Source organism: Blautia sp. TF10-30 (assembly GCF_003481245.1).
Classification (GTDB): domain Bacteria; phylum Bacillota; class Clostridia; order Lachnospirales; family Lachnospiraceae; genus Fusicatenibacter; species Fusicatenibacter saccharivorans.
The window spans coordinates 19,502-46,485 of sequence record NZ_QUKM01000006.1; the positions used below are offsets into that span (position 1 = coordinate 19,502).

A 26,984-nucleotide genomic window follows, 5' to 3' on the forward strand; every position below is an offset into this window, starting at 1 on the left:
TATAATAGGAAACAAAAGTATACACCAGGTGTATGCTTTTATAAAATCAAAACGAAAAAAGCGGAAAAACAGAAAGAAAAAGAGTGAAAAAAAGAGAAACAGTCAGAATGCGGGGGAATGACTGGACAAAAGGAAAAACGGGGTGCAACAATGAGAATTCAGGAAGTAATCAAAAAAACAGGATTGTCCAGGAGGACAGTTTATTATTATATCGATCAGAAGATGATCTCGCCTGTTGTTGATGAACATAACGGTTACCATGATTTTTCAGAAGCAGATATTCAAAAACTTTTTATCATCCGCAAGCTGCGCGAGGCAGGACTTTCACTGGCGGATATCCGCGCGATTCTTCACAAGCCGCGCACAACACCATTTTATCTGCATAAACAGCTGAATGCACTCCAGTCGCAGATGCTTACCATTCAGCAGACGATCAGCGAAATGGATCGTCTGAGCGGACAGCTTCCTGTGTGCCAGTCGCTTGAACAGCTTGCGGGGATGCTTGCAGATACCGATTTTTGCCCGGAGGATCCTACCCGGAATCAGATGGAATCCCGGGATGCCCGGCTGCTGGCACAGTATTTGTGGATGGCATATCTGGATACGCCGGTTACGGAATATCAGCAGTTTTTGTGGCAGAAAATCACACAGCATACGATTGAGCACGCAGGTACGGATTTGAAAATGATGTCCCGTTATTTACAGTACATTTCTCCGGAGCAGATTGATGCGACGAATATCAACCAGTATCTGCGCAATCAGAAAATTATCTCTCTGACGGAGGAAGATTATCCGGGTTTTATGGAAGAGCTGAAAGTTTCTTTGCTTGCGTTTGCGGTAGATCCAGTACAGCAGGAAAAATGGCGTCTTCTTTATCAGCCGGTGATCCATCCGACGGCGTTGTTCTGTGTATCCGTGAGCGGATGGATGCGGAAATTTCATCCGGCATACCGCCGCTATTATGAAAACACGCACACCTGCTGCCGGATGCTGAAAGATTTTATGGACAGTGATGAGGGAGCAGCGCTGAATGCGACACTGCGGGAGGCGTTCCAGGGAAATTGTGATGTGCGTACAGGATATTACGGAGAACTGGAAGTGGCGGCAACATTCCATAAAAGTATTTATGCATTGCTGCCGCCAGAGAAGATCCGAAAATTTCTGGAAGAAAATTCAGATGAAAAATGATCTGGTTTTAGGATTCTGTTTTTATCATTCGAAGCGAGGATGCCCGGGGAACAAGTGTCACCGGCAGTACAATTTTTTCCGGTTCCGCCGCAGGGTTTTCCAGTGTGGAAAGGAGAATCCGGCTGGCTTCCCGTCCGATGCTTTCAAAGTCCTGATGAATAGAGGTAATTTCAAGACTCCGGCTGAGACTCGTGTCATCAAAACCACAGAGGCAGAGATCTTCCGGAATCCTAAGGCCAATGGTACGGCAGGCGAGAAAGATGAGTTCGGCAACCTGGTCATTTTCTGCGAGAAGTGCAGTAATTCCATTTTGCCGCAGGGTAAGGAGCTGCTGTTGAAAAGGTGTGATTTCTGTTGAAAGGGCATCTTCTGTAGAAAGTGCATGTGGCCAGGTGATAAGCTGCCGGGAATCGGGCATGATTCCGGCGGCTTTTATTTCGTGCAAAAATCCGCCGAAACGATCACGGACCGACGAGGTTTCGGAAAGGGGAGCTGTTGTGAAAAAGGCGATGTTGCGATGCCCTTGTTCCAGAAGGTGGCGGGTGAGCTGCCGTCCGCCATCGTAATTGTCGCAGACAACATTGTTTAAATACGGACAGTCGGTCTGCTTGTCGATGATGACAACCGGGCGGTTTGCAAACAGGAAATCGTTTAACTGTTCCAGGTGGATATTGTCACGCTTGGGATAGTAGACAAGTCCGGCGATATTCTGAGAACGGAGCAGTTCCAGTGTGGCACGTTCCTTCGGAGAGGAAGAGCCGGTGATATGAATGCTTAAAAAGTATCCTTTTTCCGCCAGTGCGGCACTTAAGGAACCAATCGTTTCCGAAATGTTTCCCTGTGTTGTGGCAAAGGGAAGCAGCAGGGAAACCATTTTTGATTTGCTGTCGGTTTCTGATGCGGAGGAGGAAACCGGTGGGATTTTCTGCGAGACAAAGCTTCCAACGCCGCGTTTTCGATACAGGATTCCCTGCTGTTCCAGATCTTCAATCGCCCGCTTTGCTGTGATGCGGCTTACCTCATATTGCTCCGAGAGCATTTTTTCCGTGCAGAACACGGCATCGGAAGAAAACTGTCCGGTGCGGATGCGCTCTAAAAGAGCTTCTTTGATGATTTCATATTTGGGTTTCGTTATTCTTTTATTTCTATCCATGTCTGTAAAATTCCTCAAATAGTATGATTGGTGACAACTGTATTTGTAAAAGTGTGATATCGACTTGCTTTGTATTATAATCTCGGGAAAAAGATAAGTCAAACTAAAAATAATATATCAAATAAAAAGAAAATGATATAAAATCATGGAAAAACGTAGAAATACTTGACAGAAGCATTGCGTTTTTTTATGATATGATATATCAAATCAACACGGCAATACAGGAACAAGACTTAATATAGAAAGAGTTTTAAGTTTGAAAATCATTTTTATAACAGGAGGAAACACATCATGAAAACAACTGTTCATATTATTTCCCATTCCCACTGGGACAGAGAGTGGTATCAGTCTTTTGAAAAACACAGAATGAAACTGATTGAGCTGGTAGACAATATTTTGGAAAAAGCAGAGAACGATCCGGAATTTGGCGGATTTTTCCTGGATGGACAGACGATTGCCCTGGACGATTACCTGGAAGTGCGCCCGGAAAAACGCGAGCAGGTGGAAAAATGCGTCCGTGAAGGAAAAATCCAGACTGGCCCGTGGTACATTCTGCAGGATGAGTTTCTGACCAGCGGTGAGGCATGTGTCCGCAATCTTCAGGTCGGCATGCAGGAAGCAGCGCGTTACGGAGCGATCGGAAATGTCGGTTATTTCCCGGATGCATTCGGAAATGCGGGACAGATGCCGCAGGTGCTGAAGCAGGCGGGCATGGATGCGGTTGTGTTCGGACGCGGCGTAAAACCGATCGGACCGAATAATGAGGTAACCGGAGGACAGTATGAGTCCACGTATTCCGAAATGATGTGGGCATCCCCGGACGGAACGAAACTGCCGGGTATTTTGTTTGCAAACTGGTATAACAACGGAGTGGAGATTCCGGTGGATGAGGCAGAAGCAAAAGTTTACTGGGACAAAAAACTGGCCGATGCGAGAAGATTTGCGGCAACACATCAGCTTCTGATGATGAACGGATGCGACCATCAGCCATTGCAGAAGGACATTACCGAGGCAATCCGTGTCGCACGGAAACTGTACCCGGACATTGAATTTATTCATTCGGATTTCAAAACCTATGTAAAGGCAATGGAAAAAGAAATTTCCGAGAATTTCTCTACGGTAAAGGGCGAGCTGACAAGCCAGGAAACAGACGGAAGATGGACCCTGGCAAACACCGCTTCTTCCTGGATGGGACTGAAAGTGGACAACCGTGCCGGCGAAACAGCGCTGGAGCGGAAAGCAGAACCGGCGGCAGCCATGGCAGAGGTGCTTGGCAAAGCATACCCGGAAGACCAGATGATTTACAGCTGGAAAAAGCTGATGCAGAATCATCCGCATGACAGCATCTGCGGCTGCAGCGTCGATGAAGTAAATGAAGAAATGAAAACCCGCTTTGCGAAGAGCAGACAGGTGGCGGATGCGATTTACGATGAGAGTGTAGAATATCTGACCGATCAGGTGAATACCGCGGCACTTCCTGGAAACAGCGAAAAGATTCCGTTCGTTGTATGGAATACTTCTGGTACCGCGAAAAAACAGGTCATTGCAAAAGAACTGCACCTGTTCCGCGATTACAATCTGTTTGTATGGGATGGTTATGAGGCGGCGGAGGCGGTAGAAATGCCAAATCTGGTGCTTCGCGATGCAAACGGAAATGCAGTTCCGGCAAAAATCGAAAATGCAGGAATTTCCTTCGGATATGATCTGCCGGATGACCGGTTCCGTCAGCCATATATGGCAAAGAAGGTGCTGGTAACGTTTGAGGCAGAAGTTCCGGCGATGGGATATGCAACATATTATCTGGAGCAGGCAGAGCCGGATCAGAACCAGGAAACCTCTGCAGATTTTGCGAATGAGCGCGTTCTGGAAAATGAAAACCTGAAAGTTACGGTCAATGAGGACGGTTCCTACCAGATTTTGAATAAGGAAACCGGAAGAACGTATGAAAATCTGGGATTCTATGAAGATACCGGAGATATGGGAAATGAATATATTTATATTCAGGACTCTGGAAAACAGACAGTCACAACGAAAGGCATGAAAGCTGAGATTCGCTGTGTGGAGAAAAATGCATTCCGCACGGTAGTTGAGATCTGTCACGAAATGATGATTCCGTCCGGTATGGGAGAGGAACTGCAGAGACAGCGTGAGATGTGTATTGACCCATATACGCGTGTGGCAAACCGTTCGAAGGAACTGGTTCCGATGGAAGTAAAGACGGTTCTGACACTGGAAAAATCGGGAAAAGGTCTGCGTGTCGCAACAACGATCTGCAATCAGGCAAAGGATCACAGAGTCCGCGTTGTAATGCCGACGGGTCTGAATACGTCTACGCATCTGGCAGATTCTGCCTTTGAGGTTGTAAAGAGAAATAACCGTCATAATGATACCTGGACGAATCCCTGCGGATGTGAAAGACAGCAGTGTTTTGCTGCAATGGAAGATGAGACAAATGGTCTTCTTGTGGCAAACCGCGGATTGTATGAATATGAGGTTCTGGCGGATGAGGAGAATGCGATTGCGGTAACGCTGCTTCGCTCCGTTGCGGAGATGGGTGACTGGGGTTATTTCCCGACGCCAAAGGCGCAGCAGATCGGAACGTTTACCCTGGAGTTTGAAGTTGTGCCGTATGCAGCCGGTAAGACGGGCGAGGCATTTACCGAGGGTTACGCATTCCAGCAGGATCTGACAGCAGCACAGGCCGGTCTTTCGAAAGCATGGCTCAGAAAGCCGGGTCAGGTAAAACCGGAACTCGTATCGGGCGAGATGCCGCTGGAAATGAGCTTCCTCCGCTTTGAAGGGGAAGGAATTCATCTGACGGCGTTTAAGAAGGGACTTGAGAAGAACGATCTGTTTGTGCGGTTTGTGAACAATATGCCGCAGGATGAGGTGCTTTCCTTCCGAAAGGAGAGCTGGATGAAAGAGGTTTACCGCAGTAATGTAGTGGAAGAGAAGGGTGAGGTACTTTGCCCGGATGAGAACGGGGTGTATCATGTGACACTCCGGGAGTTTGAGATTGCGACGTTTGGGGTTGTGAAATAACGGCTGGCGCGTGAGCTGGGAGTGAGAACGGGAGGAAAGTCTGGATCCGCCTGAAGGGCGGATCGGCGCAAGATGGTTGAAAAGAATAGGATGGAAAAAGCAAGAATGTGCTGGACTTTAGAGGGGACAAGTTATATGCTGGAAATATGAGAAAAATTTCCAAAGGAGGGTTTTTAAGATGCAGAAATGGACGAGCAGGATTGAGACCCCGATCAAGGCAGAGCTGATTTGTTATGATGTGAATGGAATTCATATTGTGTTTGGGGTGACGGAAGAGAATCAGCTGAAGCTGTTTCATTTTTCACATGCACCGTTTGACGCGGAGAATCTTTGCCGGAAGCCGGATGGAGTGTGGATGATGGAAGGAATGCGGGAAGCTCAGATTAAGGAGAGCTTCCAGCTGGTGCAGGTGAATTTTTCGGGGTATAACCGGCCGTATGAGAAGCATGGAAATAAGTATATTGTGACGGCTCCGGGCTTTATGCTGAAGTTTGATTCGATTTCGGAGGAGAGAAATGAGAACGGGGATCTGCTTCGGATTGTGCAGTCGGACGATGTGACGGGCGCGAAGGTGGAGTCTGTGATGCAGTTTTTTGATGGGATTCCGGTTGCGAGAATGTACAATACAGTGACGAACGAAGGAAAGGAAGACCAGACACTGGAGTACATCTCGAGTTTTAGTTACTGGGGTATTGAGAAGGAACAGAAAGAGGGAATTCCAGAGCTTGTCAGCTCGGATGACAAGATGTCGATGGTTGTGGTTCACAATGGATGGCAGAAGGAGCTGACGGTGAAGAAGTACCGGTTTGCAGATCTTGGCATGGCGCAGACGCAGCCGCATAATTATCAGAGAACTTCGAAGACGATTGAGATTACGAATACGGGCAACTGGTCGGCGAAGGAATATGTGCCGATGGGATATATTGGAAACAGTGCGGCAGATTCGAGTCTGTTTTTTGAAATTGACCACAGTGGTTCCTGGCATTATGAGATCGGAGATCAGAACTGCCATTTTTATCTGGCGGTGAGCGGTCCGACAGAGATTCAGTCACACTGGTCGAAGAACCTGAAGCCGGGAGATTCCTTTACAACGGTTCCGGTGGCTGTCGGCGTAGGTCATGATGATTTCGAGGAAGCGATTGGTACTTTGACGAAGTACCGCAGAAAGATCCGCCGTCCGAACAAAGATAATGAAAATCTGCCGGTTATTTTCAATGATTATATGAATTGTCTGTTTGGAGATCCGACCACAGAAAAAGAGTTCCCGCTGGTGGATGCGGCAGAGAAGGCCGGATGTGAGTATTTTGTCATTGATGCCGGCTGGTATGCGGACGGCAACTGGTGGGACAGTGTCGGTGAGTGGCAGGAGAGTAAAAAGCGCTTTCCGAATGGAGTGCGTGAGGTGACGGATTATATTCGTTCGAAGGGCATGATTCCTGGTGTCTGGCTGGAGCTGGAGGTTATGGGTATCAACTGTAAGAAGGCTTCCATTCTGCCGGATGAGTGCTTCTTCCTGCGCCACGGCAAGCGTGTGTATGACAGAAGCCGTTATCAGCTGGATTTCCGTCATCCGCTTGTGATTGAGCATGTGACCGAAGTCATCGACCGTGTGGTACGGGACTACGGTGTCGGCTATATCAAGATGGACTACAATATTGAGCCTGGTATTGGTACGGAAGTGGATGCAGACAGTTTTGGAGACGGTCTTCTGGAGCATGAGAGAGCGTATCTGGAATGGCTGGATGGCATCTACAAAAAGTATCCGGATCTTGTCATTGAGAACTGCTCGAGCGGCGGTCTTCGGATGGACTATGCGATGCTGGCGCGAAACAGCATTCAGTCGACGAGCGATCAGGAGGATTACCGCAATTATGCGACGATCTCGGCGAATGCAGCCATCGGCGTGACGCCGGAGCAGGCGGCGATCTGGTCATATCCGCTGCGGGACGGCACAAAAGAGGAAGTTATTTTCAATATGGTTAATGCGCTGCTGCTTCGTATTCACCAAAGCGGCCATCTCGCAGAAATTTCGCCGGAGCGGTTTGAACTTGTAAAAGAGGGAATTGACTGCTACAAAGAGATCCGCAGCGGCATCAAGGACGGCGTTCCGTTCTGGCCGATGGGATGGGCAGACAATGAAGAAAAACACCTCGCAGCCGGAATCCGTGTGCCGGGAGATGTAATTTATCTTGGTGTGTGGAGACGCGGCGGAGAGGCCGGTTTTGAGGTTCCGCTTGACCGTGCATTCCCGGGAAAAGAGCTGGAGGTTTCCTGCATTTACCCGAAAGCATGCGGTGATGTGTTCCATTACGATGACTACAGCAAGACGCTGCAGATTCACTTCCCGGAGACGTATATGGCGCGTCTGTTTCAGATTAAAGTGAAATAAAATTACATAAATCCCCGCCCGCGGAATAAATTGTATCGGAGTGTATCTGATAGGATTTTTCTGGGGAGGGGATTTTTTGCGTTTTCTTTCGGCGCTTTCAGATCTGATGGTTCCCGTGCTGATTTTTTACGTGGTCGGACTGGGGCTTTTGATGAAACAGGATGTGTTCGGCGATTTTCTGAACGGGGCGAAGGACGGCATGCGGACGGTGATCGGAATTGTGCCGACCTTAATCGGGCTGATGGCGGCGGTCGGCGTGCTGCGGTCATCGGGATTTCTGGAGGATTTTGGAAAGCTGCTCGGAACGGTGCTGGAACCGGCGGGGATTCCATCTGCCCTGGTGCCGCTTGGCATTGTGCGTCTCTTTTCCAACAGTGCGGCGGTGAGTTTGCTGCTGGATCTCTACAAAGAGGCGGGGTGTGATTCCTTCGCCGGACGGGCGGCTTCGATTATGATGTCGTGCACGGAGACGGTTTTTTATACGATGGCGGTCTATTTCGGAGCGGTCCACATCAAAAAAACGCGGTACACACTGGCGGGTGCATTGTTCTCTTCCCTGGTCGGAATGGCGGTCAGTATTGCGCTTGCAGGTCTGCTCTAACCATCTTTTCTGATCATATCAGTGAAATGTGTTGACATTTTAAAACGATTGGAATAAGATGGAAACAACTTAAAACATACAAACTCAATAGGAAATAGGGAAATAGAGAAAAAGCGAGCAAAAGTAAGGAGGAAATCAACGATGGCAAAGGTATATGACAGCATTCTGGATCTTGTAGGAAAAACTCCGCTGGTAGAACTGAAACGAATTGAAGAAAAAGAAGGACTGCAGGCGAAACTGATCGCAAAAGTAGAATCCTTCAATCCGGCAGGAAGCGTCAAAGACCGTATTGCAAAAGCGATGATTGAGGATGCTGAAGCAAAAGGTCTCTTAAAAGAAGGTTCCGTTATCATCGAGCCGACTTCCGGAAACACCGGAATCGGACTGGCAGCGGCAGCTACCGTAAAAGGGTATCGTATGATCCTTACGATGCCGGAAACCATGAGCGTAGAGCGCCGCAACATTGTAAAGGCATACGGCGCAGAGGTTGTTCTGACGGACGGAACAAAGGGTATGAAGGGTGCGATCGAGAAAGCCGATGAGCTTGCAAAAGAGATCCCGAACAGCTTCATCGCAGGCCAGTTCGTGAACCCGGCAAACCCGGCAACCCACAAAAAGACAACAGGTCCGGAGATCTGGGAAGATACCGATGGAGAGGTTGACATCTTCGTTGCTGGTGTCGGCACTGGCGGAACGATCACCGGAACGGGTGAGTATTTAAAAGAGAAAAAACCGGAAGTAAAAATTGTAGCAGTAGAGCCGGCATCCTCACCGGTACTGTCTGAGGGTGTTTCCGGACCGCATAAAATCCAGGGAATCGGCGCAGGTTTCGTGCCGGAGACTCTGAATACCAGCATTTACGATGAAATCATCAAGGTAGAAAATGAGGATGCTTTCGAGACCGGAAAATATCTGGCAGCCGAGGAAGCGATTCTCGCAGGAATTTCCTCCGGAGCAGCTCTGTATGCAGCAATCCAGCTTGCAAAACGAGAGGAAAATAAAGGCAAAACCATCGTTGTGCTCCTGCCGGATAACGGAGACAGATACTATTCCACAGCCCTGTTTGCCAAATAAAAGGGAACAGCTTCAGATTTTAAAATAATAGATATCAGCGAACACTGCCATCCGCGGCATTTTCTCTCCACCGCGAATGGCAGTTTCGCATATTAATTTATACCAGAAAGGGAACTTTACTTATGACACTACAACAGCTTCGCTACGTAATTCAGGCCGCAGACTCCAGATCCATGAATGAGGCGGCAAAGGCACTCTATATTTCACAGCCGAGTCTCTCTGAAGCAATCAAGGAGCTGGAAAAAGAGATCGGAATTGAGCTGTTCAAGCGCAGCAGCCACGGAACAGTACTGACCCCGGAGGGAGAGGAGTTTCTGGGTTACGCACGTCAGGTCACAGACCAGTATCAGCTTCTCGAAAACCGCTATATTTATCGCACCAAGGGAAAGAAAAAATTCAGCGTGTCGATGCAGCATTACAGTTTTGCCGTAAAGGCGTTTGTGGAGCTAGTGAAGCAGTTTGGTATGGATGAGTACGAGTTTGCGGTTTATGAGACGAGAACGTATGATGTGCTGATGGATGTAAAGAACTTCAAGAGCGAGCTTGGGATCTTATATCGGAATGACTTTAATGCGAAGGTGCTGAACAAGCTGCTGAAGGACAATAACCTTGAGTTCCACGACCTGTTTTCCTGTGGAACGTACGTCTATCTCTGGAAGGATCATCCGCTTGCAGATCAGGCAGAGATCACTATGGAGGAGCTAAAGGAATATCCGTGCCTGTCCTTTGATCAGGGAAGCAACAATTCGTTCTTCCTGGCAGAGGAAGTGCTTTCGACGTATGAATATAAGAGAATCATTAAGGCAAATGACCGTGCGACCATGCTGAATCTGATGGTCGGACTGAATGGCTATACGCTCTGCTCCGGCATTATCTGTGAGGAATTAAACGGCAGTGATTACCGCGCGGTGCCGCTTCATGCAGAGGAAAACATGATGATCGGTTATGTTTCCAGGAAGGGTATGTCGATCAGCGCACTGGGACAGCAGTATTTGGAAGAAATTCGGAAATATAAGGAGCTTGTGCTGTAAGAAAAGGGAGAAACAAGAAGACTTTAACCGAATCAAGTAAGTCCCCTGCTTCCATTGCGAAAAGCAATAAGCAGTGGGTGGGGACTTGCTTGTATCAGGAGTGGTACAAGCCACTCCTGATAAGCTGCGAAGCAGCTATTCGGTTATGAGCAAGCTGCGAGTCCCAGCCTGTGGGAGATGAATTGCGTTTGTTACCTTGTTTTATGCAGCGTGATTGGATATAGGAATTTTAGAAGAAAAAAGAGTAGAGATAAAGAATGGTTATAGGAAAAACCTATAACTGGCCATCAATTTTCTATATTGGACAAAGCAGAAGACTGTCGCTATAATAATCCTTGTAAACAGATAGGAAATATCACAAAAACGAGAGGAAGCGAAGGAAATGAGAGCAGTTTTCGCAGAGAATCGAATCGTGATCTATGATGTCATGTGTTGCAGCGTAAGCAGATAAAACCGAAAGAAAACGGAGCCGCATTGCAGCATGGACAGAACAGGATGACAACCGGTTCCGATAGATAATAGAAAATCGAACATGAAAAGAAATAGAAAAACGAAAAACAGAACAGGAGAATACAATCATGAGCAAAAAAACAAGAGCAGAAAGAAATCTTAAATTTGAAACCTTACAGCTTCACGTAGGACAGGAAAATCCGGATCCGGCAACCGGAGCAAGAGCAGTTCCGATCTATCAGACCTCTTCTTTCGTATTCAATAACTCCGATCACGCGGCAGCAAGATTCGGACTTCAGGATGCAGGAAACATCTACGGTCGTCTGACTAATCCGACAGAGGACGTCTTCGAGCAGAGAATGGCAGCACTGGAGGGCGGCGTTGCGGCACTTGCAGTAGCTTCCGGAGCAGCAGCCATCAACTACACCATCATCAACCTGGCACAGAAGGGCGACCATATTGTATCCGCAAAGAACATCTACGGCGGTTCCTACAACCTGCTGGCACACACCCTTCCGCAGTACGGCATCAGCACCACATTTGTTGATGTATTTGATCTGGATGAGGTTCGCGCAGCCGTTCAGGAGAACACAAAAGCCATCTACATCGAGACCCTCGGAAATCCGAACTCTGATGTTGTCGATATCGAAGCACTTGCAAAAATTGCGCATGAGAACAAAATTCCGCTGGTTGTCGATAATACCTTCGCAACTCCATACCTCGTTCGTCCGATCGAGTACGGCGCAGACATCGTTGTTCATTCCGCAACTAAATTTATCGGCGGTCACGGAACTACCCTTGGTGGTGTGATCGTAGACAGCGGTAAATTCGACTGGGAGGGATCCGGCAAATTCGCATCCCTGACCGAGCCAAACCCGAGCTACCACGGCATCAGCTTTACAAAAGCAGTTGGACCTGCTGCATTCGTTACAAAAGTACGTGCGATCCTTCTTCGTGATACCGGAGCTACGCTTTCTCCGTTCAATTCCTTCCTGCTTCTGCAGGGACTTGAGACACTGTCTCTCCGTGTAGAGCGTCATGTAGAGAACGCGCTGAAGGTTGTAAAATATCTGGAGAGCCAGCCGCAGGTAGAAAAAGTACATCATCCGTCTGTATCCGAAGATCCAACACAGCAGGCACTGTACGCAAAATACTTCCCGAACGGCGGCGGTTCCATCTTCACCTTCGAAATCAAAGGCGATGCACAGAAAGCAAAAGATTTCATCGACAATCTGGAGCTGTTCTCCCTGCTGGCTAACGTTGCCGACGTAAAATCTCTGGTGATCCATCCGGCAACCACTACACACAGCCAGTGCACCGAGGAAGAACTGCTGGATCAGGGAATCAAACCAAACACCATCCGTCTTTCCATCGGTACCGAGAACATCGACGATATCATCGAGGATCTGGATGAGGCATTTGAGGCAGTTCAGTAAAAAGGATACAAAGTAAAAGAGAATATAAAAAAGCATACAAAAAAAAGAAGCGTGTTTGAAAAAACAAACATGCTTCTTTTTTGGGTTTAGATAAACCGCATGGGAAATTATGATGCCAGAGCGTATTATGAATCGAATGCCAGTGCCAGTACATGACGCTGTTCGCACCGGAGGCAAGATGGCTGTAAGCCTGCTGGCGGAGCTGGCCCTTGTATGGCGTCCATCCTGGAAATCCCTGTGCCTCGGTTTCCATAACAAGATAGTTGTCGTTTTTCAGAGAACGAATCATATCACCGCCAAACGCGATTTCCGCACCGGTCAGATCATCCTGGGTCGGATGGTAAATATCGGTTCCGGCGATCGTCAGACATTTTACCAGCTATTTTTGTTTTTGCCTGCTATTAACCATAGGTCTGTCTCATGCTGCGGCAGCGTTACGCCGCTGGCATGTTTGAAAGCACCAGAAGCGTGTTTTTATACGGGATTTTGAATAAAAAAGACAAATGATTTCAGCGTCTGTGCAGAGATATTTCCCGGCTTTTTTGATGCTTTCATTTTGAGCGGATACGCGGCACCGATCACAAGAGGCGGTGCGTCGCGCAGAGGAACGGCGGTGACGTTTGGGTGGTGGAACAATGCAAAGTTACTCCCGGCAAACAGGCTTAAGGCTTCGCCGACTTCCACGGAGCTTATCATGGATTCCAGGCGGGCGGTGCGCAGGATGTGCGGTTTTTGGTCTGCCTTTTCAAATAGTTGCATACAGAGCTGATAAATCGAGGTATAGGGATGCATAAGAATCAGAGGTTCTCTGGCAATGTCAGCGATTGTCAGGGAAGATTTTTCTGCAAGCGGATGATCGATGGGGAGCATCACACAGAGACGATCCTTTGCGAGAGGTACAAAGTGATATTTCTGCGGTGAAATCATGGAATCCCGTGCAATGACAAGATCAAAACGACCGGACTGCAGACCGTCCATCAGCTCGTTTTCTTCACACTCTTCCAGCATCAGTTCAACCTCCGGATGCGTATGTGCGAAAGCGCGGATGCGGGAGGTGAGATGATACTGCGTCAGAAACGGAAGAGAGCCGACGCGGAGCGGCTGGCGTTCCGACTCTTTAAAGTGGCGCATTTTCTGCAGCATCTGATGATACTGGCGGGAGAGCTCTGAGGCTTCCTGGCAGAACAGCTCGCCGGCCGGAGTCAGAACCGCCTGGCGGCGGGTGCGGTCGAAGAGGGTGAGATTCAGTTCGGATTCCAGCTTCTGGATCTGCTTCGAGAGCGTGGACTGTGCGATATGAAGATTTTCTGCAGCTTCTAAAAAAGTGTCGCATCGGACGGTCATCAGAAAAAAGTCGATCTGTTCCATGGTCATAAGAGAGAACCTCCTTTTGAAAATCATTCCATTTCATTCATTCCATTCTGGAAACAATTGTACCACAGATCGAATTGATTCCACAAAGGTTTCTTTTTAAAATAAAAAAGGATAAAACATGCAGCAGGGAAAGTGGATGGAGAGGATCCGATGGATTTGCTGGCTGAATGGAGTACAAAAAAGAACATTCTATGAGACAGTTTTGATTTGGGGAATAAGGAGAATGATTATGGCTGAAAAAGTAAGAGATCTGCGCAGTGCGCTGGAACGATTGAAAAATATGCCGGGACAGCTTGCCGAGACGGATGTTGCAGTTGATCCGATGGCGGAGCTTGCCGGAGTTTACCGCTATGTCGGCGCGGGCGGAACGGTAAAACGTCCGACGAAAGAAGGACCGGCAATGATTTTCCGCAATATCAAAGGCCACCCGGACGCAAGTGTTGCGATCGGTGTCCTGGCGAGCCGGAAGCGTGTGGCTGCACTTCTGGACTGTGAGCCGGAGAATCTTGGGAAAATGCTGTATCACAGCGTGGAAAAGCCGGTTGCACCGGTGGAATTTCAGGGTGCGCCGCCGTGTCAGGAGGTTGTGCATCTGGCGACGGATCCCGATTTTGATCTGAACCGCCTCGTCCCGGCACCGACCAACACGCCGGATGACGCAGGCCCGTACATCACGCTTGGCATGTGTTACGCTTCCCACCCGGATACCGGGCTGCACGATGTGACGATTCACCGTCTCTGTATTCAGGGAAAAGACGAACTTTCGATTTTCTTCACGCCGGGTGCACGCCATATCGGCGCGATGGCAGACCGTGCGGAGGAGCTTGGCCAGAAACTGCCGATTTCCATCAGCATCGGCGTCGATCCTGCGATTGAGATCGGTTCCTGCTTTGAGCCGCCGACAACACCGCTTGGTTACGATGAGCTTTCGGTTGCAGGTGCGCTGCGGAAAGAGCCGGTGGAACTGTGCCATTGCGTTTCGGTAAATGAGATGGCAATTGCGAATGCAGAGTATGTGATCGAGGGCGAGGTTATCCCGGGCGTGCGTGTGCAGGAAGATCAGAACAGCCACACCGGTTACGCCATGCCGGAATTTCCGGGTTATACCGGTCCGGCGAGCGATCAGTGCCGCCTGATTAAAGTAAAAGCGGTAACACACCGGCGAAATCCGATCATGCAGACCTGCATCGGACCAAGCGAGGAACATGTTTCCATGGCGGGCATTCCGACGGAAGCGAGTATCTATGGCATGGTAGAAAAAGCAATGCCGGGACGACTCCGGAATGTGTACTGTGGTTCTGCGGGCGGCGGAAAATATATGGCTGTTCTTCAATTTAAAAAGCTTGGTCCAAGTGATGAGGGAAGACAGCGTCAGGCGGCGCTGCTGGCTTTTTCTGCATTCAGTGAACTGAAACATGTATTTCTCGTGGATGAGGACGTGGACTGCTTCGATATGAACGATGTCCTTTGGGCAATGAACACACGATTCCAGGGCGATGCGGATATCATCACGATCCCAGGTGTCCGGTGTCATCCGCTCGATCCGTCAAACGATCCGACGTGTTCGCCATCGATCCGCGATCACGGAATTGCATGCAAGACAATTTTTGACTGTACCGTGCCGTATGATCAGAAGAAAAGATTTGTGCGGGCGAGGTTTCTGGAAGTTGATTCGAAACACTGGCTGGACGAGGAATAAAAGCATGTTTTGCAAAAAAATGTTATATTGTGTTCTAAAAAGTATATTTTGTCAAAAAAGGAGAGTAGCCTGGTATGCTGAAATTTGAGAAAAACGATTATACAATAGAAGAAGTAACACTGTGTGGCGAGACGATCCGGTTTCGGGCGTTCCGCGACCTGATTTATGTGGAAAAACCGGTTAATGAAGAGTTTCAGAAGATGAATCTTTTTGTGCCGGAATGCTATTATGAGGGAGCATCCCTGCATGGCTATGATTTAGGAAGCGCGCCGGTTTTCATGCCGAATACGGTCGGCGGCTACATGCCGGGTCCGGCGGATGAGCCTGGAACGAATCCATTTTTACAGGGCAGACCCAACACGATTTTTCGTGCACTGCAGCACGGCTATGTTGTGGCATCCCCGGCAATCCGCGGCAGAGTGCAGAAGGGGGCAGATGGCCGGTACAACGGAAAAGCACCATCCTGCGTGGTTGATTATAAAGCAGCCGTGCGATATCTCCACTTCTTCGCGGATGAGTTGCCTGGCGATGCGAGCAAAATTATCACCAATGGAACGAGTGCCGGAGGTGCGCTGTCATCCCTGATGGGAAGCACGGGAAATCACCCGGACTATGAGCCGTATCTGCAGGCACTTGGCGCGGCGGATGCCGGAGATAACGTGTTTGCGGCTTCCTGCTACTGCCCGATCACAAACCTTGAACACGCAGACATGGCGTATGAATGGGAATTTTGCGGAGTAAATGATTTTCACCGTGCCAACATGAAAATGGATGAGGGCGGCCGCCCGGTTTTCACACCAGTGGATGGCGAGATGACGAAAGAACAGATCCTTGTTTCAGCAGAGGAAAAAGCAATGTTTCCGGCATATGTAAACAGCCTTGGATTGAAGGATGAAAACGGAGATCCACTGACACTTGATGCAGACGGAGAAGGATCCCTGAAGGAATATGTAAAACGCGTTGTGATGGAATCTGCGCAGAGAGCATCTGACCAGGGTGTGGATTTATCAGATAAACCATGGCTGATCGTCGAGAACGGCAAAGTGCAGGGCATGGATTTTACCGCTTATGTCAAAGACATCACCCGGATGAAAACGGCACCTGCTTTTGATGCGCTGGATCTGGAAAGCCCGGAGAATGATCTGTTTGGAAACGAGACGACAAACTGCCGCCACTTCACGGAATACAGCACAGCACACACGAAAGCACAGGGCGCGTGTGCGGAAGCAGAAGTTGTGAAAATGATGAATCCAATGGAATACATTATGGACGAAAAAGCAGAAAAAGCACAGCATTTCCGCATCCGCCACGGCGAGTGCGACCGCGACACCTCTTTGGTGATCTCGGCAATGCTGACGGCAAAACTGCGCGAGGCGGGCTGTGAGGTTGATTACCATTCCCCATGGAATACGCCGCATGCAGGCGACTACGACCTCGACGAGTTATTCGCATGGATCGATGGAATCTGTGGATAAAAGGAAGGAACGAGACGGATGGCTGTGGAAAAACGGATTGTAGTTGGCGCTTCCGGGGCGAGTGGAATGCCGCTGCTGATGAAGTGCCTTGAAATTCTGCGGGATAGTGAGGAATACCGTTCCCTTCTGGTGATGAGCCGCAGTGCAAAGCTGACGCTGGAACAGGAGACAGACTGGAGTGTTTCGCAGGTGGAAGCGCTGGCAGATGAAGTGCTCGAGCAGGACAACATCGGTGCAGGCCCGGCGAGCGGGTCGTACCGGACAGAAGGCATGGTGATTGTGCCGTGCAGCATGAAAACAGCGGCAGGAATTGTAAGCGGATACACCGACAATCTGCTGCTGCGTGCGGCGGATGTGACGATCAAGGAGAAACGCCCGCTTGTACTGGCAGCACGGGAGACACCGATGAGTGAAATTCATCTGCGGAATCTGTACGAACTGTCGAGATTGTCAAATGTATGGATTGTTCCGCCGATGATGACCTTTTATCAGAAACCGGAGTCCATCGACGATATGGTGACACATCTTGCGGCCAAACTGCTTTTGCCGTTCGGCGTGGAAGTAAAGGAGTACCGGAGATGGAAAGGATGCTGACAAAAAAGACAACAGCCGCAGGATGCACGATGGAAGTGACGGTAATGAAGATCGGTGAAGATTTTCAGATCTGTCTCGCCGGAGGAGAAAAGCCGCATATCGGCTGTGTGGTGCAGGCCGTACCACGGGAATCGCTGACCGGAGACGGGAGCTGGAGTGCGACTTCCTCGGTATGGAACCGCACCGGACATAAAGATGAGGTACTGTGCCGGATGCTGGCGGAAAAAATCTGTTGTGCCTGCCGTACCGTGACCGTCTGCACCGGTGGCGTGCATATCGATGGAATTACCGGAGAGCAGATCCGGGAGATTGTGGATGCGGTAGAGAAGATGGGAGAAGAGATTGCGCAGGATTTGAGATGATAAGTAAGCATGGAAAGCGGATAAAAAGTTATTGCATTTTTCGGACATGCTTTGGGTTTGTGTTATATTTCCTATTGAATATGTAGAGAATATGGAATAAAATAAAAGAAGGTATTTTTATCATGACATATATTCGGAGGAAATAAAATGAAAGTTTCGACAAGAGGACGGTATGCGCTTCGTCTGATGCTGGATCTGGCACTCAACAATACCGGCGAACCGGTGCGATTGAAAGATGTGGCAAAGCGGCAGGAGATTTCGGAAAAATATCTGGAACAGATCATCTCGATTTTGAATAAAGCTGGTTTCGTAAAAAGTGTGCGCGGCCCGGCGGGCGGTTATTCCCTGAAACGAAAGCCGGAAGAATATACCGTGGGCATGATCCTGCGTCTGACCGAGGGCAGCCTTGCGCCGGTGGACTGTGTAGAAGACGGCGCCGACTGCGGCAGGGAAGATCAGTGCGTTACGGTGATGCTCTGGAAAAAACTGAACGATGCCATCAACAGTGTGGTGGACAATATTACGCTGGCAGATCTGGTGGAATGGCAGATGCAGAAGTCGAATGAGTATGTAATCTGACGGCAGACAGAATAAGCGATAACGTCCAATGAGGGAACAGAAGAGGGAAAATGGTGAAAACATCATTTTCCTTTTTTTTACCGGTAAAAATCTGGGAGCACGGCATTTACAAGCAAAAAAAAATTTGTTAAGATAAAAAACAGGGCGCATTTGGAGAAGAAAAAAATCAGGATGCGCAAAAGTGAAGAAAATAAAAGATAAGGAGTTTCCCCTTATGAAAAAACAACAGGAAAGCCTTAAAAATATGGTATATCAGGCCATTTTGAACGGCATTTTTACCGATGAATATAAACCCAATCAAATTATCAACGAGCAGGAGCTGGTACAGAAATTCGGCTGCAGCAAGACACCGATCCGTGAAGCCCTTGTGACGCTCTGCAATGAGGGAATCCTCCGCAGCTTCCCGCGCTTCGGCTACCAGGTTGTCAGCGTGTCCCGCGAAGAGGCACAGAATATTCTGGATTTCCGCCTTGTTCTCGAGGGCGGATATCTTCGTCAGTCGATCGGACATATCACCGAAGAAAATCTGGCGGAGCTTGCCGAGATTGATGAGAGATGCAAACAGAGCACCGACAGCGTATGGGATCACTGGGAGGCAAATACAGCATTCCATCTGAAGCTGATTTCCTTCTCCGGCAACGCTTACGCATATCAGGAGCTTGAACGCACCATGAACGTCTTAAAACGCGCTTACGCCCAGTTTTACTGGCAGACCTGGTCCAACGTAAACCCGGCACTGGACATTGCGCATCATAACGATATTATGCAGAGTATCCGGGAGAAAGATCTGGAGAAGACGCAGAACTATCTGAAAGAGGATCTGGCGGATTTTTGTGGGTAAGAAATGAGACAGAGTGTATGGAAACGAAGAATTCCAATACACTCTGTTTTTTTGTGCGCTGGAGACCTTTTCCAGGCACGCTCCAGGGCTCGTGATTATCCATGAAAATGCTTCTCCCGATACTGCTGCGGTGTCACTCCACTGCTTTTCTTGAACTGCCGGTAAAAGTAGGAAACGTTTGCGATTCCGATCTGGTCACAGATTTGCTGGGGGGAGAAGCTGGTGGTGGCAAGCAGACGTTTTGCGGTTGTCATACGTTCGTCCATGATGTAGCTACTGAGCGACGCTCCTGTTTTCGTACTGAAAATGTGGGACAGGTAGTCCGGGTTCATGTGGATTTTCTCGGCGATGGAGGTGCGGCCCAGTTCAGGATCGGAAAGATGCGAACGGATATAGTCCTTGATGACGCTGATCGGGTCCGAGGCATCGGTGGAGAGGTGCTCTTCCATATTCAGCCGCTCTTTCTCATACCATGCATTTTTTTTTACCTCCTGCACAGCCGCCGCCAGCTTTTCCATAAGCTGATCCGGGTCGATTGGTTTTAACAGGTAGGAGAAAATATGTAAATTCAGCGCTTCCTGCGCATAATCAAATCGCTGATGGCCGGTCAGAACGAGTACGATGGGATGAAAATTGTTCTCATGCAGCCATTCCACTAACTGCAGACCGGTTTCGCGCGGCATTTCGATGTCAGTCAAAAGAATATCAATATCCTGGGAACCCTCAAAAATTCGTTTTGCCTGGCTGGCACTGTAGGCAGGAAACGCCTGCTCAATCCCGAGCGCCGACCAGTCTGTCGTTTCGATAATGTTTTTCACAATATAATATTCATCATCCACTACTAAAATGTTCATTGTAAAAGCCCTGTTCCTTTCTTCCGTTTCGCATGGATTTGAATCGTTACAAAAAGCAAGCCGAAAGCCTTTTTCAAACAAGCTTTAGCTCTCGTTTCTTTTGCCGGGGACCTGAGGTGTGTCGGAAGCATGTGAAAAAAGAGGTTCCGATGTTTCAATTTTGTTTTCCGGCGGATTGCCATCCTCCCGGTATGGAATGTATGGAATCGTAACCTCTGATCTTGCACCCCATCCGGGTTCGTTGGAAAAATGCGCATGGGCTTTTTCTCCATAAACAAGATAAAGCCGTTTGAGCAGATTGTAGGTTCCGATTTTTTTTCCATCAAAGTCATGAACCTGCTGGGAAACTGGCCGGTTCAGGTATTCCAGATCCTCTTTAAAATAACCACTGCCGGAGTCGAGATGAGTGAGAACCACATATTTTTCACCATTGCGCTCCACAAGGCTGCCGGTGATACGGACACGGAGCTCTTCGCCCATGATCATGTTGTGCTTGATGGTATTTTCTGTAAACATCAGCAGAATGATCGGAAAAACAGAAGCATTCCTGCATTTCTCATCCACATGGATTTCCCAGTTCAGACAGCCTGGAAACCGCAGTTCTGTCATCTCCAGAAAATTTTCTACGTATTTCAGTTCTTCTTTCAAAGGAACGGCTGTCTTATCCTGCAGGGTGTACCGCAAATGATTCGAAAGTGTGCGGACGAATTCATTTGTGAGCCGCCTTCCTTCTTCCGTGAATGGCATTGATGCGATTGCGGAGAGACAGTTGATCAGAGAGTGCGGCGCTACCTGGGATTTCAGATACTGAATCTCCAGTGCCTTCAGATTTAATTTATCCTCATAAACATTGATTTTTAACTTCTCAATTCGATTCATCAGCTTATTCAGTGTTTCACCGATTTCCAGAACCTCCTCACACCGCTCATTGGAAAGATCCGGGTGCGGCACCTGTTGTTCCTCTTTGACCTGTGATGCCATTTTCCGGATCAGATCAAGAGGCTTTGAAATCAGGTGTTCATAGGAAACGGTCCATAAAAGAGAAACCACGAAAATCAGCAGAGCACCCCCGAGCAGAAGCTTGAGCATATTGTAAATAGGAGTGTTGACTTCTTCGGAGGGGATGAGTGCATTTAAGGAGCAGGTAGAAGAAGGAAGCTTTTCAGCGACCTGTAAATATTGTATACCGTCCTTTCCGCGGATCCGATGAGGTTTCTGGGTAGAAAAGTCGGTAGACAGTTTAAAATCGGACCAGCTTTCGTTGTCGTATGGAATACCATTTTCATCAGCAAACAGAAAAATGGTATTTGAATCATCAAATGGAGCATTCAGTTCATCCAGACGGATCCAGGCACCAAGATAGCCATGGAGATCATTGATAATTCGGATCAGATAGGTATGGCGTTCCAGCTCTATATAATACCAACTCTTGAAGTTGAGAGCGGAGGCGTCCTCTCCCGACTGACGTAAAAGCTTTTTCATGTAGGAACTACAGTCATTGGAGCCCCCATTTTTATAGCGGCAGACAAAATGGTCGTTTGCTTTTCCATAAACAAACATACCGTCAATGTCTGTCATGTAACTTAAAGTATTATCCAAAAGCCTGGAGGCTTTAATCTGGGAAATCACTGCGTTTGGGTTGTTTTTGGAAGTGATCGTATCGACAACATCAGTATTGTTATTAGCGAATTCCCAGAGACAGTTTTCAGCAGTTTCCATACTCTTATTTAACTGCTGGACATAAAGATCCATTGTCTGATGAATTCCCTGGTAGGTTTCATGCTGAAGCTGTTTGGAAATATAAAAAATTAAAAACAGCAATAAAATACTGAACATTATTAAAATACGCATCCAATACCAAAATGCTTTTTTCTTTAGGGAATATATTTTGTGTTTGTGCATAGTGTGGTCAAAAAAATTGAAGTTTAGTGAAAAAGTACGATGTTTTGATGAATTCAAGAAGGATGCCTCCGTAATTATATATAATTTGCACATAGATTCTAAGAAAAGTGCAATAAAACCTAAGCAATGTGAATTGCTAAAAAGTTTATTAAAATTATATAATAACAACAGTTGATAGTCAAAGCAATTTTGTTCGAACATACTTGCAACGACAAAAAAACGAGAAAACAAAGAGGAAACGAGGAGGAAAAACATGGCATCTTTAAAAAAAGCCCATGCATCATCCGGGAGCAGCCACAGCAAAGCAGCAAAATTCAAACGATACCTTCCGCTGTATCTGATGTTCCTTCCAGGCGCGATCTATCTGCTCATTAACAATTATATTCCGATGGCAGGCATTATCGTAGCATTTAAGAAGTACAATGCCCGTTTGGGAATCTGGAAGAGCCCGTTCTGCGGACTGGCGAACTTTGAATTTCTGTTTGCATCATCGGATGCATGGACTATTACAAGAAATACGTTACTTTACAATCTGGCGTTTATTGTTCTGAACACGGTAGTCGGAATTATTTTTGCAATCTTTATCTGCGATACGTTTAATAAAAAATTAAAGAAAATTTATCAGAGTGCAATCTTGTTTCCATATCTGATGTCGGCTGTTATTCTTGGCTACATTGTATATGCATTTTTAAGTCAGAGTACAGGTATTGTAAACAATTCGATTTTAAGTGCACTTGGAAAAGATGCTGTGAACTGGTATGCAGAACCGAAATACTGGCCGTTCATTCTGATTTTTGTAAATACCTGGAAGGGTGTAGGATATGGATGTCTGATATACATATCTACCATCAATGGCATTGATCCGTCTCTGTATGAGGCAGCTTCTCTGGATGGCGCAACCAAATGGCAGCAGATCAAAAACATTACGCTTCCATTCCTGAAACCAACCGTAATCACCCTGACATTGATGAGTGTCGGCCGTATCTTCTATTCCGATTTCGGTCTGTTCTATCAGGTACCACGTGATTCAGGACTTCTGTACTCGGCAACCAATGTTATTGATACCTACGTATACCGCGGCCTGATGAAATCCGGAAATGTCGGAATGTCTGCAGCAGCCGGCTTCTATCAGTCCATCATCGGATTTATCATTGTCCTTACCGCAAACGGAATCGTACGTAAAGTCAGCAAAGAAAACGCAATGTTCTAAGGAGATCACGTATGAAAGAAAAACCATTTTCCAAATATCAGATTTTAGCAAACGCTGTCATGATTATCTGGACGCTTGCCATTATCTTACCGTTTATTCTGTTATTTATGTCTTCTATTACAGATGAAAACACACTGGTAGCGAATGGATACTCCTTCTTTCCGAAGAAGTTCTCCCTCGCGTCCTATTCCTACATCATCAAATCCGGAGGTCAGATTTTGAAGGCCTATGGAGTAAGTATTGGTGTCACGGTAGTCGGAACTCTGTTGAATGTCCTTCTGTCTGCTCTGATGGCCTATCCTTTGTCAGTAAAAAATCTTCCGGGCAGAAATGTGATGATGTTCTTCGTGTTCTTTACCATGCTGTTCAACGGCGGTATCGTTCCATCTTACATTATGTGGACAGGTACCTTCCATATCAAAGATACGATTTTTGCACAGCTGCTTCCAAACTTCCTGCTTTCTGCATGGAATGTTATGATGATTCGAACTTATTTTACCACAAGCATTCCGGATGGATTATACGAGGCGGCAGAGATTGACGGTGCAAGCCAGTTTACCATCTTCTGGAAAATCGTACTTCCGCTTGGAAAACCGATCTTGGTAACAATGGGCACCTTTGCAGGCCTTGCTTACTGGAATGACTGGACCAATGGTCTGTACTATATCGTTAAGAATACAGGTCTGTACAACGTACAGAACCTTCTGAACCAGATGGTACAGAATATTCAGTTCCTGACACAGAGCTCCAACTCGAATGTGACAGCAGCTGCATCGACCATTCCGGCAACGGGAATCCAGATGGCAATTGCATTCGTAGCAATTCTGCCGATTATGCTGATTTTCCCGTCTTTCCAGAAATATTATGCAAAAGGTATCGCTCTTGGCGCAGTCAAAGGCTGATACAGATGGAATGAATCATTAGCAGCGAAAAGGGCTGCTTCGTGATAAACTTATTTTAAGGAGGAATTTTCATATGAAAAGAAAAATGCTTGCTGCTTTTCTGGCAGCGACAATGGTGGGCGGCCTGCTTGTCGGCTGCGGAAACAGTGGAGACACTTCCGGCTCATCCAAGAGCTCTTCTGGAACAACATCAACAGCATCGGCATCTGGCGAGGTAGATGCTTCCGTAACAAAAACAGAGCTTGGTGAGTACACGGAAGAAAATCCTTATCATCTCGTGTTTGCCTTCGTCGAGTTCTACGAGCAGGATGACGCAGCACGTACCGCAGTGCAGGATGCATTGAATGAATACATGATTCCGAAATATCATATTGAAGTGGAATTTCTTCCATTGCAGTATGCAGAATATCAGCAGACGATTCAGCTGATGATTTCCGGTGGTGATGAGCTGGATGTTATGCCAATTTATTACAGCAATGCTTCCAGTTGGATTGCAATGAATGGTATTGTCGATATGAACCAGTATATGGATACTCCGGAGGGACAGGCTATTAAAGATGTGCTTGGTGAAGCAAATGCAACGGTAGGTTCCATGAATGGTATTCTGTTCGGTTTTCCGGCACAGAAGGAATCGGTTGAACTTGGTGGTCTGACTATGAGAGCAGATATCTGTGATGAACTTGGTATCGCAGAGGAATACGGACTGGAGCTGAATCAGGATGAATACACCGGAAAAGTGTATGACTGGTCTGTTGCAACTGAAATTTTCAAGAAAGTAAAAGAAGCACATCCGGAAATGACACCTCTGTATCTGCAGGGAAGTGCAAGCCCGATGAGACGTCTTGCATTTTTCGACGAGTTAGCGGATCAGTTCGGTGTTCTGGATTGGGAGGCTGATCATGACTCCACAACCGTAGTGAACGAGTTTGAAACCGATACTTACAAAGAAGCAGTAACCCAGCTGGCGGAATGGTTTGATGCAGGATACATTTATCCGGATGCGTTGACGGATACACAGGGAGCTGCAGTTATGATGAAGGCTGGAAATACGTTCTCTTATATGTCAGCAATTAAGCCGGGCTATCTTGTTGAGGCAAAGGCATCTACAGGAACAGACTGCTATGCAATGTATTTTGGACAGGATGTAGAAGGTGGATATTCAACTACAAACGTAAGTTTTTATGATACTGGCATCGCAACCAACAGTGCGGATCCGGAAATGGCCTTTAAGTTTATCTCCGCGCTGTATACAGATCCGGAGGTTATGAATCTGTGGCAGAATGGTATTCAGGATGTAAACTATAAAGTTTTGGATGATGGTACTGCTTATTATGTAGATGGTGAAGATGCTTCTAACTTTAAATATCATCAGAATACAGGATGGTTTATGGGCAATCAGTTTAACACATACGTATGGAATGATGGTTCCAAGGATGCAAATTACTGGGATAAACTGCAGCACCATAACGACTGGGCACAGTATTCACCGGCATACGGATTTATGTGGGATTCTTCTGAATACTCTACACAGATCACAGCTCTGCAGAATGCACTGAATACGTATCGTCCAGCACTTGAGACAGGCTCTGTCGGAGTTGCTGGTGTAGAAGAAACACTCCAGAAACTGAATGATGCGCTGTATGCAGCCGGACTGCAGACTGTTATGGATGCAAAACAGGAGCAGCTGGATAAATGGCTGGATGAAAACGGAGGAGCTACAGAAACTCCGCAGTCTAACCTTGATACGATTGCAGCAGCAAAAGAAGCAAACTAACGAAAGATCAACATTAGGTATAATTAGATCTAAGGCAAATCCGCCCGGAAACCGTAAAGCTGTGCGGTCTTCGGGCGGATTGCTTTGTATGTTTTTGGCTTTTACAGCAGAAAGGATTTACTATGAAAAAAATGAATTACACATTTTCCGTGCCGGACAACAAACGCGTGCGTATGATTGTCAGCACAGACTGCAAAAATGAGGCGGACGACCAGTTCGCACTGGCACATCACCTGATGACACCGATGTTTATTCTGAAAGGCATCGTTCCGTGTCACTTCAACATGTTCTCCCGCGATTACGGCGATGGCCACACGGCACAGGCGAGCATGGACGAGGTCAATAAAGTGCTGGATCTGATGGATCGGCAGGGCGTATGCCCGGTCTGCAAAGGATCGGAATTTCCGATGAAGGACGAGCAGACTCCGGCCGTGTCGGATGGCGCAAAGCTGATCGCCGAAGAAGCCATGAAAGATGATCCGCATCCGCTGTTCATCGCCTGCCAGGGAGCACTGACCGACGTTGCCTCCGCACTTCTGATGAAACCGGAAATCGCAGACCGCATGACCGCCATCTGGATCGGCGGAGCACCGTATCCGGAAGGGGGAGAAGAGTTCAACCTCCGCCAGGATATCGCAGCTGCAAACGTTGTGATGAAATCCGGCATGAAGGTATGGCAGGTTCCGTCTACCGTATACAAGAAAGTAACAGTTTCTCTTGCCGAGCTGCAGCTTAATGTTCAGCCATGTGGAGAAATTGGAAATTATCTGTATCAGCAGATGGTAGACTTTAACAACACCTTCTATCAGTTCCAGGAATGGCCGCACGGCGAAATCTGGGGTCTCGGCGATTCTCCGACAGTTGGGTTGCTGCTGGCAGAGGTACAGCGTACCGACCTCTATGAAATGGTAGAAGCGCCGGAAATCAGCTATGAGGACATGAGCTATCACTTCACCGGAAAGAACCGCAAAATTCGCGTTTACCATGATCCGAATGCGGAGCTGACGTTGAGAGACTTTTTTGCGAAACTGAAATTGAATTATGGGATGTGACA

21 protein-coding genes and 1 pseudogene are annotated in these 26,984 nt (G+C 47.6%); 17 read left to right on the forward strand and 5 right to left on the reverse strand.

Annotation, left to right across the window (positions count from 1 at the left end):
• Positions 1-150 precede the first annotated feature (150 nt).
• The gene (locus DXD02_RS07260) at positions 151-1,188 is read left to right on the forward strand and encodes a helix-turn-helix domain-containing protein (protein ID WP_158579808.1); all 1,038 of its coding nucleotides are present in this window, start codon (positions 151-153) and stop codon (positions 1,186-1,188) included.
• Positions 1,189-1,195: 7 nt separating this feature from the next.
• On the opposite strand, the gene DXD02_RS07265 is transcribed toward DXD02_RS07260, so the two are convergent.
• The gene (locus tag DXD02_RS07265; RefSeq protein ID WP_055226181.1) at positions 1,196-2,341 is read right to left on the reverse strand and encodes a substrate-binding domain-containing protein; all 1,146 of its coding nucleotides are present in this window, start codon (positions 2,339-2,341) and stop codon (positions 1,196-1,198) included.
• Between the two features lie 291 nt (positions 2,342-2,632).
• On the opposite strand from DXD02_RS07265, the gene DXD02_RS07270 reads away from it, so the two are divergent.
• The 6 genes from DXD02_RS07270 (at position 2,633) to DXD02_RS07295 (ending at position 12,364) form a co-directional block, all read left to right on the forward strand.
• A complete protein-coding gene (locus tag DXD02_RS07270; protein ID WP_118666636.1) occupies positions 2,633-5,383 on the forward strand; it encodes an alpha-mannosidase in 2,751 nt (916 codons plus the stop codon).
• Positions 5,384-5,561: 178 nt separating this feature from the next.
• The gene (locus DXD02_RS07275; RefSeq protein WP_118666637.1) at positions 5,562-7,772 is read left to right on the forward strand and encodes a glycoside hydrolase family 36 protein; all 2,211 of its coding nucleotides are present in this window, start codon (positions 5,562-5,564) and stop codon (positions 7,770-7,772) included.
• Positions 7,773-7,848: 76 nt separating this feature from the next.
• On the forward strand, positions 7,849-8,373 hold the full coding sequence (locus tag DXD02_RS07280; protein WP_118595241.1) for a spore maturation protein: 525 nt from the start codon (positions 7,849-7,851) through the stop codon (positions 8,371-8,373).
• 141 nt (positions 8,374-8,514) lie between these two features.
• Positions 8,515-9,447, forward strand: coding sequence for a cysteine synthase A (gene cysK / locus DXD02_RS07285; RefSeq protein WP_055226189.1), 933 nt, complete (start codon positions 8,515-8,517; stop codon positions 9,445-9,447).
• Positions 9,448-9,569: 122 nt separating this feature from the next.
• Positions 9,570-10,478, forward strand: coding sequence for a LysR family transcriptional regulator (locus tag DXD02_RS07290; protein WP_118595242.1), 909 nt, complete (start codon positions 9,570-9,572; stop codon positions 10,476-10,478).
• 578 nt (positions 10,479-11,056) lie between these two features.
• Positions 11,057-12,364 (forward strand): O-acetylhomoserine aminocarboxypropyltransferase/cysteine synthase family protein, encoded by a 1,308-nt coding sequence (locus tag DXD02_RS07295; RefSeq protein WP_118595243.1) that lies wholly within the window; start codon positions 11,057-11,059, stop codon positions 12,362-12,364.
• 118 nt (positions 12,365-12,482) lie between these two features.
• Here the strand turns inward: DXD02_RS07295 and DXD02_RS16230 are convergent.
• Positions 12,483-12,737, reverse strand: a pseudogene (locus DXD02_RS16230) (beta-galactosidase); the annotation flags it as partial.
• Positions 12,738-12,838: 101 nt separating this feature from the next.
• Positions 12,839-13,738 carry a LysR family transcriptional regulator gene (locus DXD02_RS07305; protein WP_158568341.1) on the reverse strand — a complete coding sequence of 300 codons (900 nt, stop codon included), beginning with the start codon at positions 13,736-13,738 and terminating at the stop codon, positions 12,839-12,841.
• A gap of 229 nt (positions 13,739-13,967) precedes the next feature.
• On the opposite strand from DXD02_RS07305, the gene DXD02_RS07310 reads away from it, so the two are divergent.
• From DXD02_RS07310 to DXD02_RS07335, 6 genes are all read left to right on the forward strand, one after another.
• On the forward strand, positions 13,968-15,437 hold the full coding sequence (locus tag DXD02_RS07310) for a UbiD family decarboxylase (protein ID WP_118666638.1): 1,470 nt from the start codon (positions 13,968-13,970) through the stop codon (positions 15,435-15,437).
• A 74-nt stretch (positions 15,438-15,511) separates the two neighbouring features.
• Positions 15,512-16,912 (forward strand): subtype B tannase, encoded by a 1,401-nt coding sequence (locus DXD02_RS07315; protein ID WP_055226202.1) that lies wholly within the window; start codon positions 15,512-15,514, stop codon positions 16,910-16,912.
• Positions 16,913-16,930: 18 nt separating this feature from the next.
• A complete protein-coding gene (locus DXD02_RS07320) occupies positions 16,931-17,506 on the forward strand; it encodes a UbiX family flavin prenyltransferase (protein ID WP_055226203.1) in 576 nt (191 codons plus the stop codon).
• Positions 17,500-17,868 (forward strand): prenylated flavin chaperone LpdD, encoded by a 369-nt coding sequence (locus DXD02_RS07325; RefSeq protein WP_243106462.1) that lies wholly within the window; start codon positions 17,500-17,502, stop codon positions 17,866-17,868. Before DXD02_RS07320 ends, DXD02_RS07325 begins: the two co-directional genes overlap by 7 nt.
• Before the next feature lie 147 nt (positions 17,869-18,015).
• Complete coding sequence (locus tag DXD02_RS07330; protein WP_055226207.1) at positions 18,016-18,447, forward strand: RrF2 family transcriptional regulator; 432 nt, start codon at positions 18,016-18,018, stop codon at positions 18,445-18,447.
• A 214-nt stretch (positions 18,448-18,661) separates the two neighbouring features.
• Positions 18,662-19,288 carry a GntR family transcriptional regulator gene (locus DXD02_RS07335; protein WP_055226212.1) on the forward strand — a complete coding sequence of 209 codons (627 nt, stop codon included), beginning with the start codon at positions 18,662-18,664 and terminating at the stop codon, positions 19,286-19,288.
• 95 nt (positions 19,289-19,383) lie between these two features.
• Here DXD02_RS07335 and DXD02_RS07340 read toward each other — a convergent pair whose 3' ends face one another.
• On the reverse strand, positions 19,384-20,142 hold the full coding sequence (locus DXD02_RS07340; RefSeq protein ID WP_055226214.1) for a response regulator transcription factor: 759 nt from the start codon (positions 20,140-20,142) through the stop codon (positions 19,384-19,386).
• Positions 20,143-20,226: 84 nt separating this feature from the next.
• On the reverse strand, positions 20,227-21,894 hold the full coding sequence (locus tag DXD02_RS07345) for a sensor histidine kinase (RefSeq protein WP_158580133.1): 1,668 nt from the start codon (positions 21,892-21,894) through the stop codon (positions 20,227-20,229).
• Positions 21,895-22,297: 403 nt separating this feature from the next.
• Between DXD02_RS07345 and DXD02_RS07350 the strand changes: the two genes are divergently transcribed.
• The 4 genes from DXD02_RS07350 (at position 22,298) to DXD02_RS07365 (ending at position 26,982) form a co-directional block, all read left to right on the forward strand.
• Positions 22,298-23,254 carry an ABC transporter permease gene (locus tag DXD02_RS07350; protein WP_055267163.1) on the forward strand — a complete coding sequence of 319 codons (957 nt, stop codon included), beginning with the start codon at positions 22,298-22,300 and terminating at the stop codon, positions 23,252-23,254.
• Between the two features lie 11 nt (positions 23,255-23,265).
• Complete coding sequence (locus tag DXD02_RS07355) at positions 23,266-24,156, forward strand: carbohydrate ABC transporter permease (RefSeq protein WP_055226220.1); 891 nt, start codon at positions 23,266-23,268, stop codon at positions 24,154-24,156.
• A 73-nt stretch (positions 24,157-24,229) separates the two neighbouring features.
• A complete protein-coding gene (locus DXD02_RS07360) occupies positions 24,230-25,930 on the forward strand; it encodes an ABC transporter substrate-binding protein (protein WP_117801836.1) in 1,701 nt (566 codons plus the stop codon).
• Between the two features lie 122 nt (positions 25,931-26,052).
• Positions 26,053-26,982, forward strand: coding sequence for a nucleoside hydrolase (locus DXD02_RS07365; protein ID WP_070103170.1), 930 nt, complete (start codon positions 26,053-26,055; stop codon positions 26,980-26,982).
• Positions 26,983-26,984: the final 2 nt, after the last annotated feature.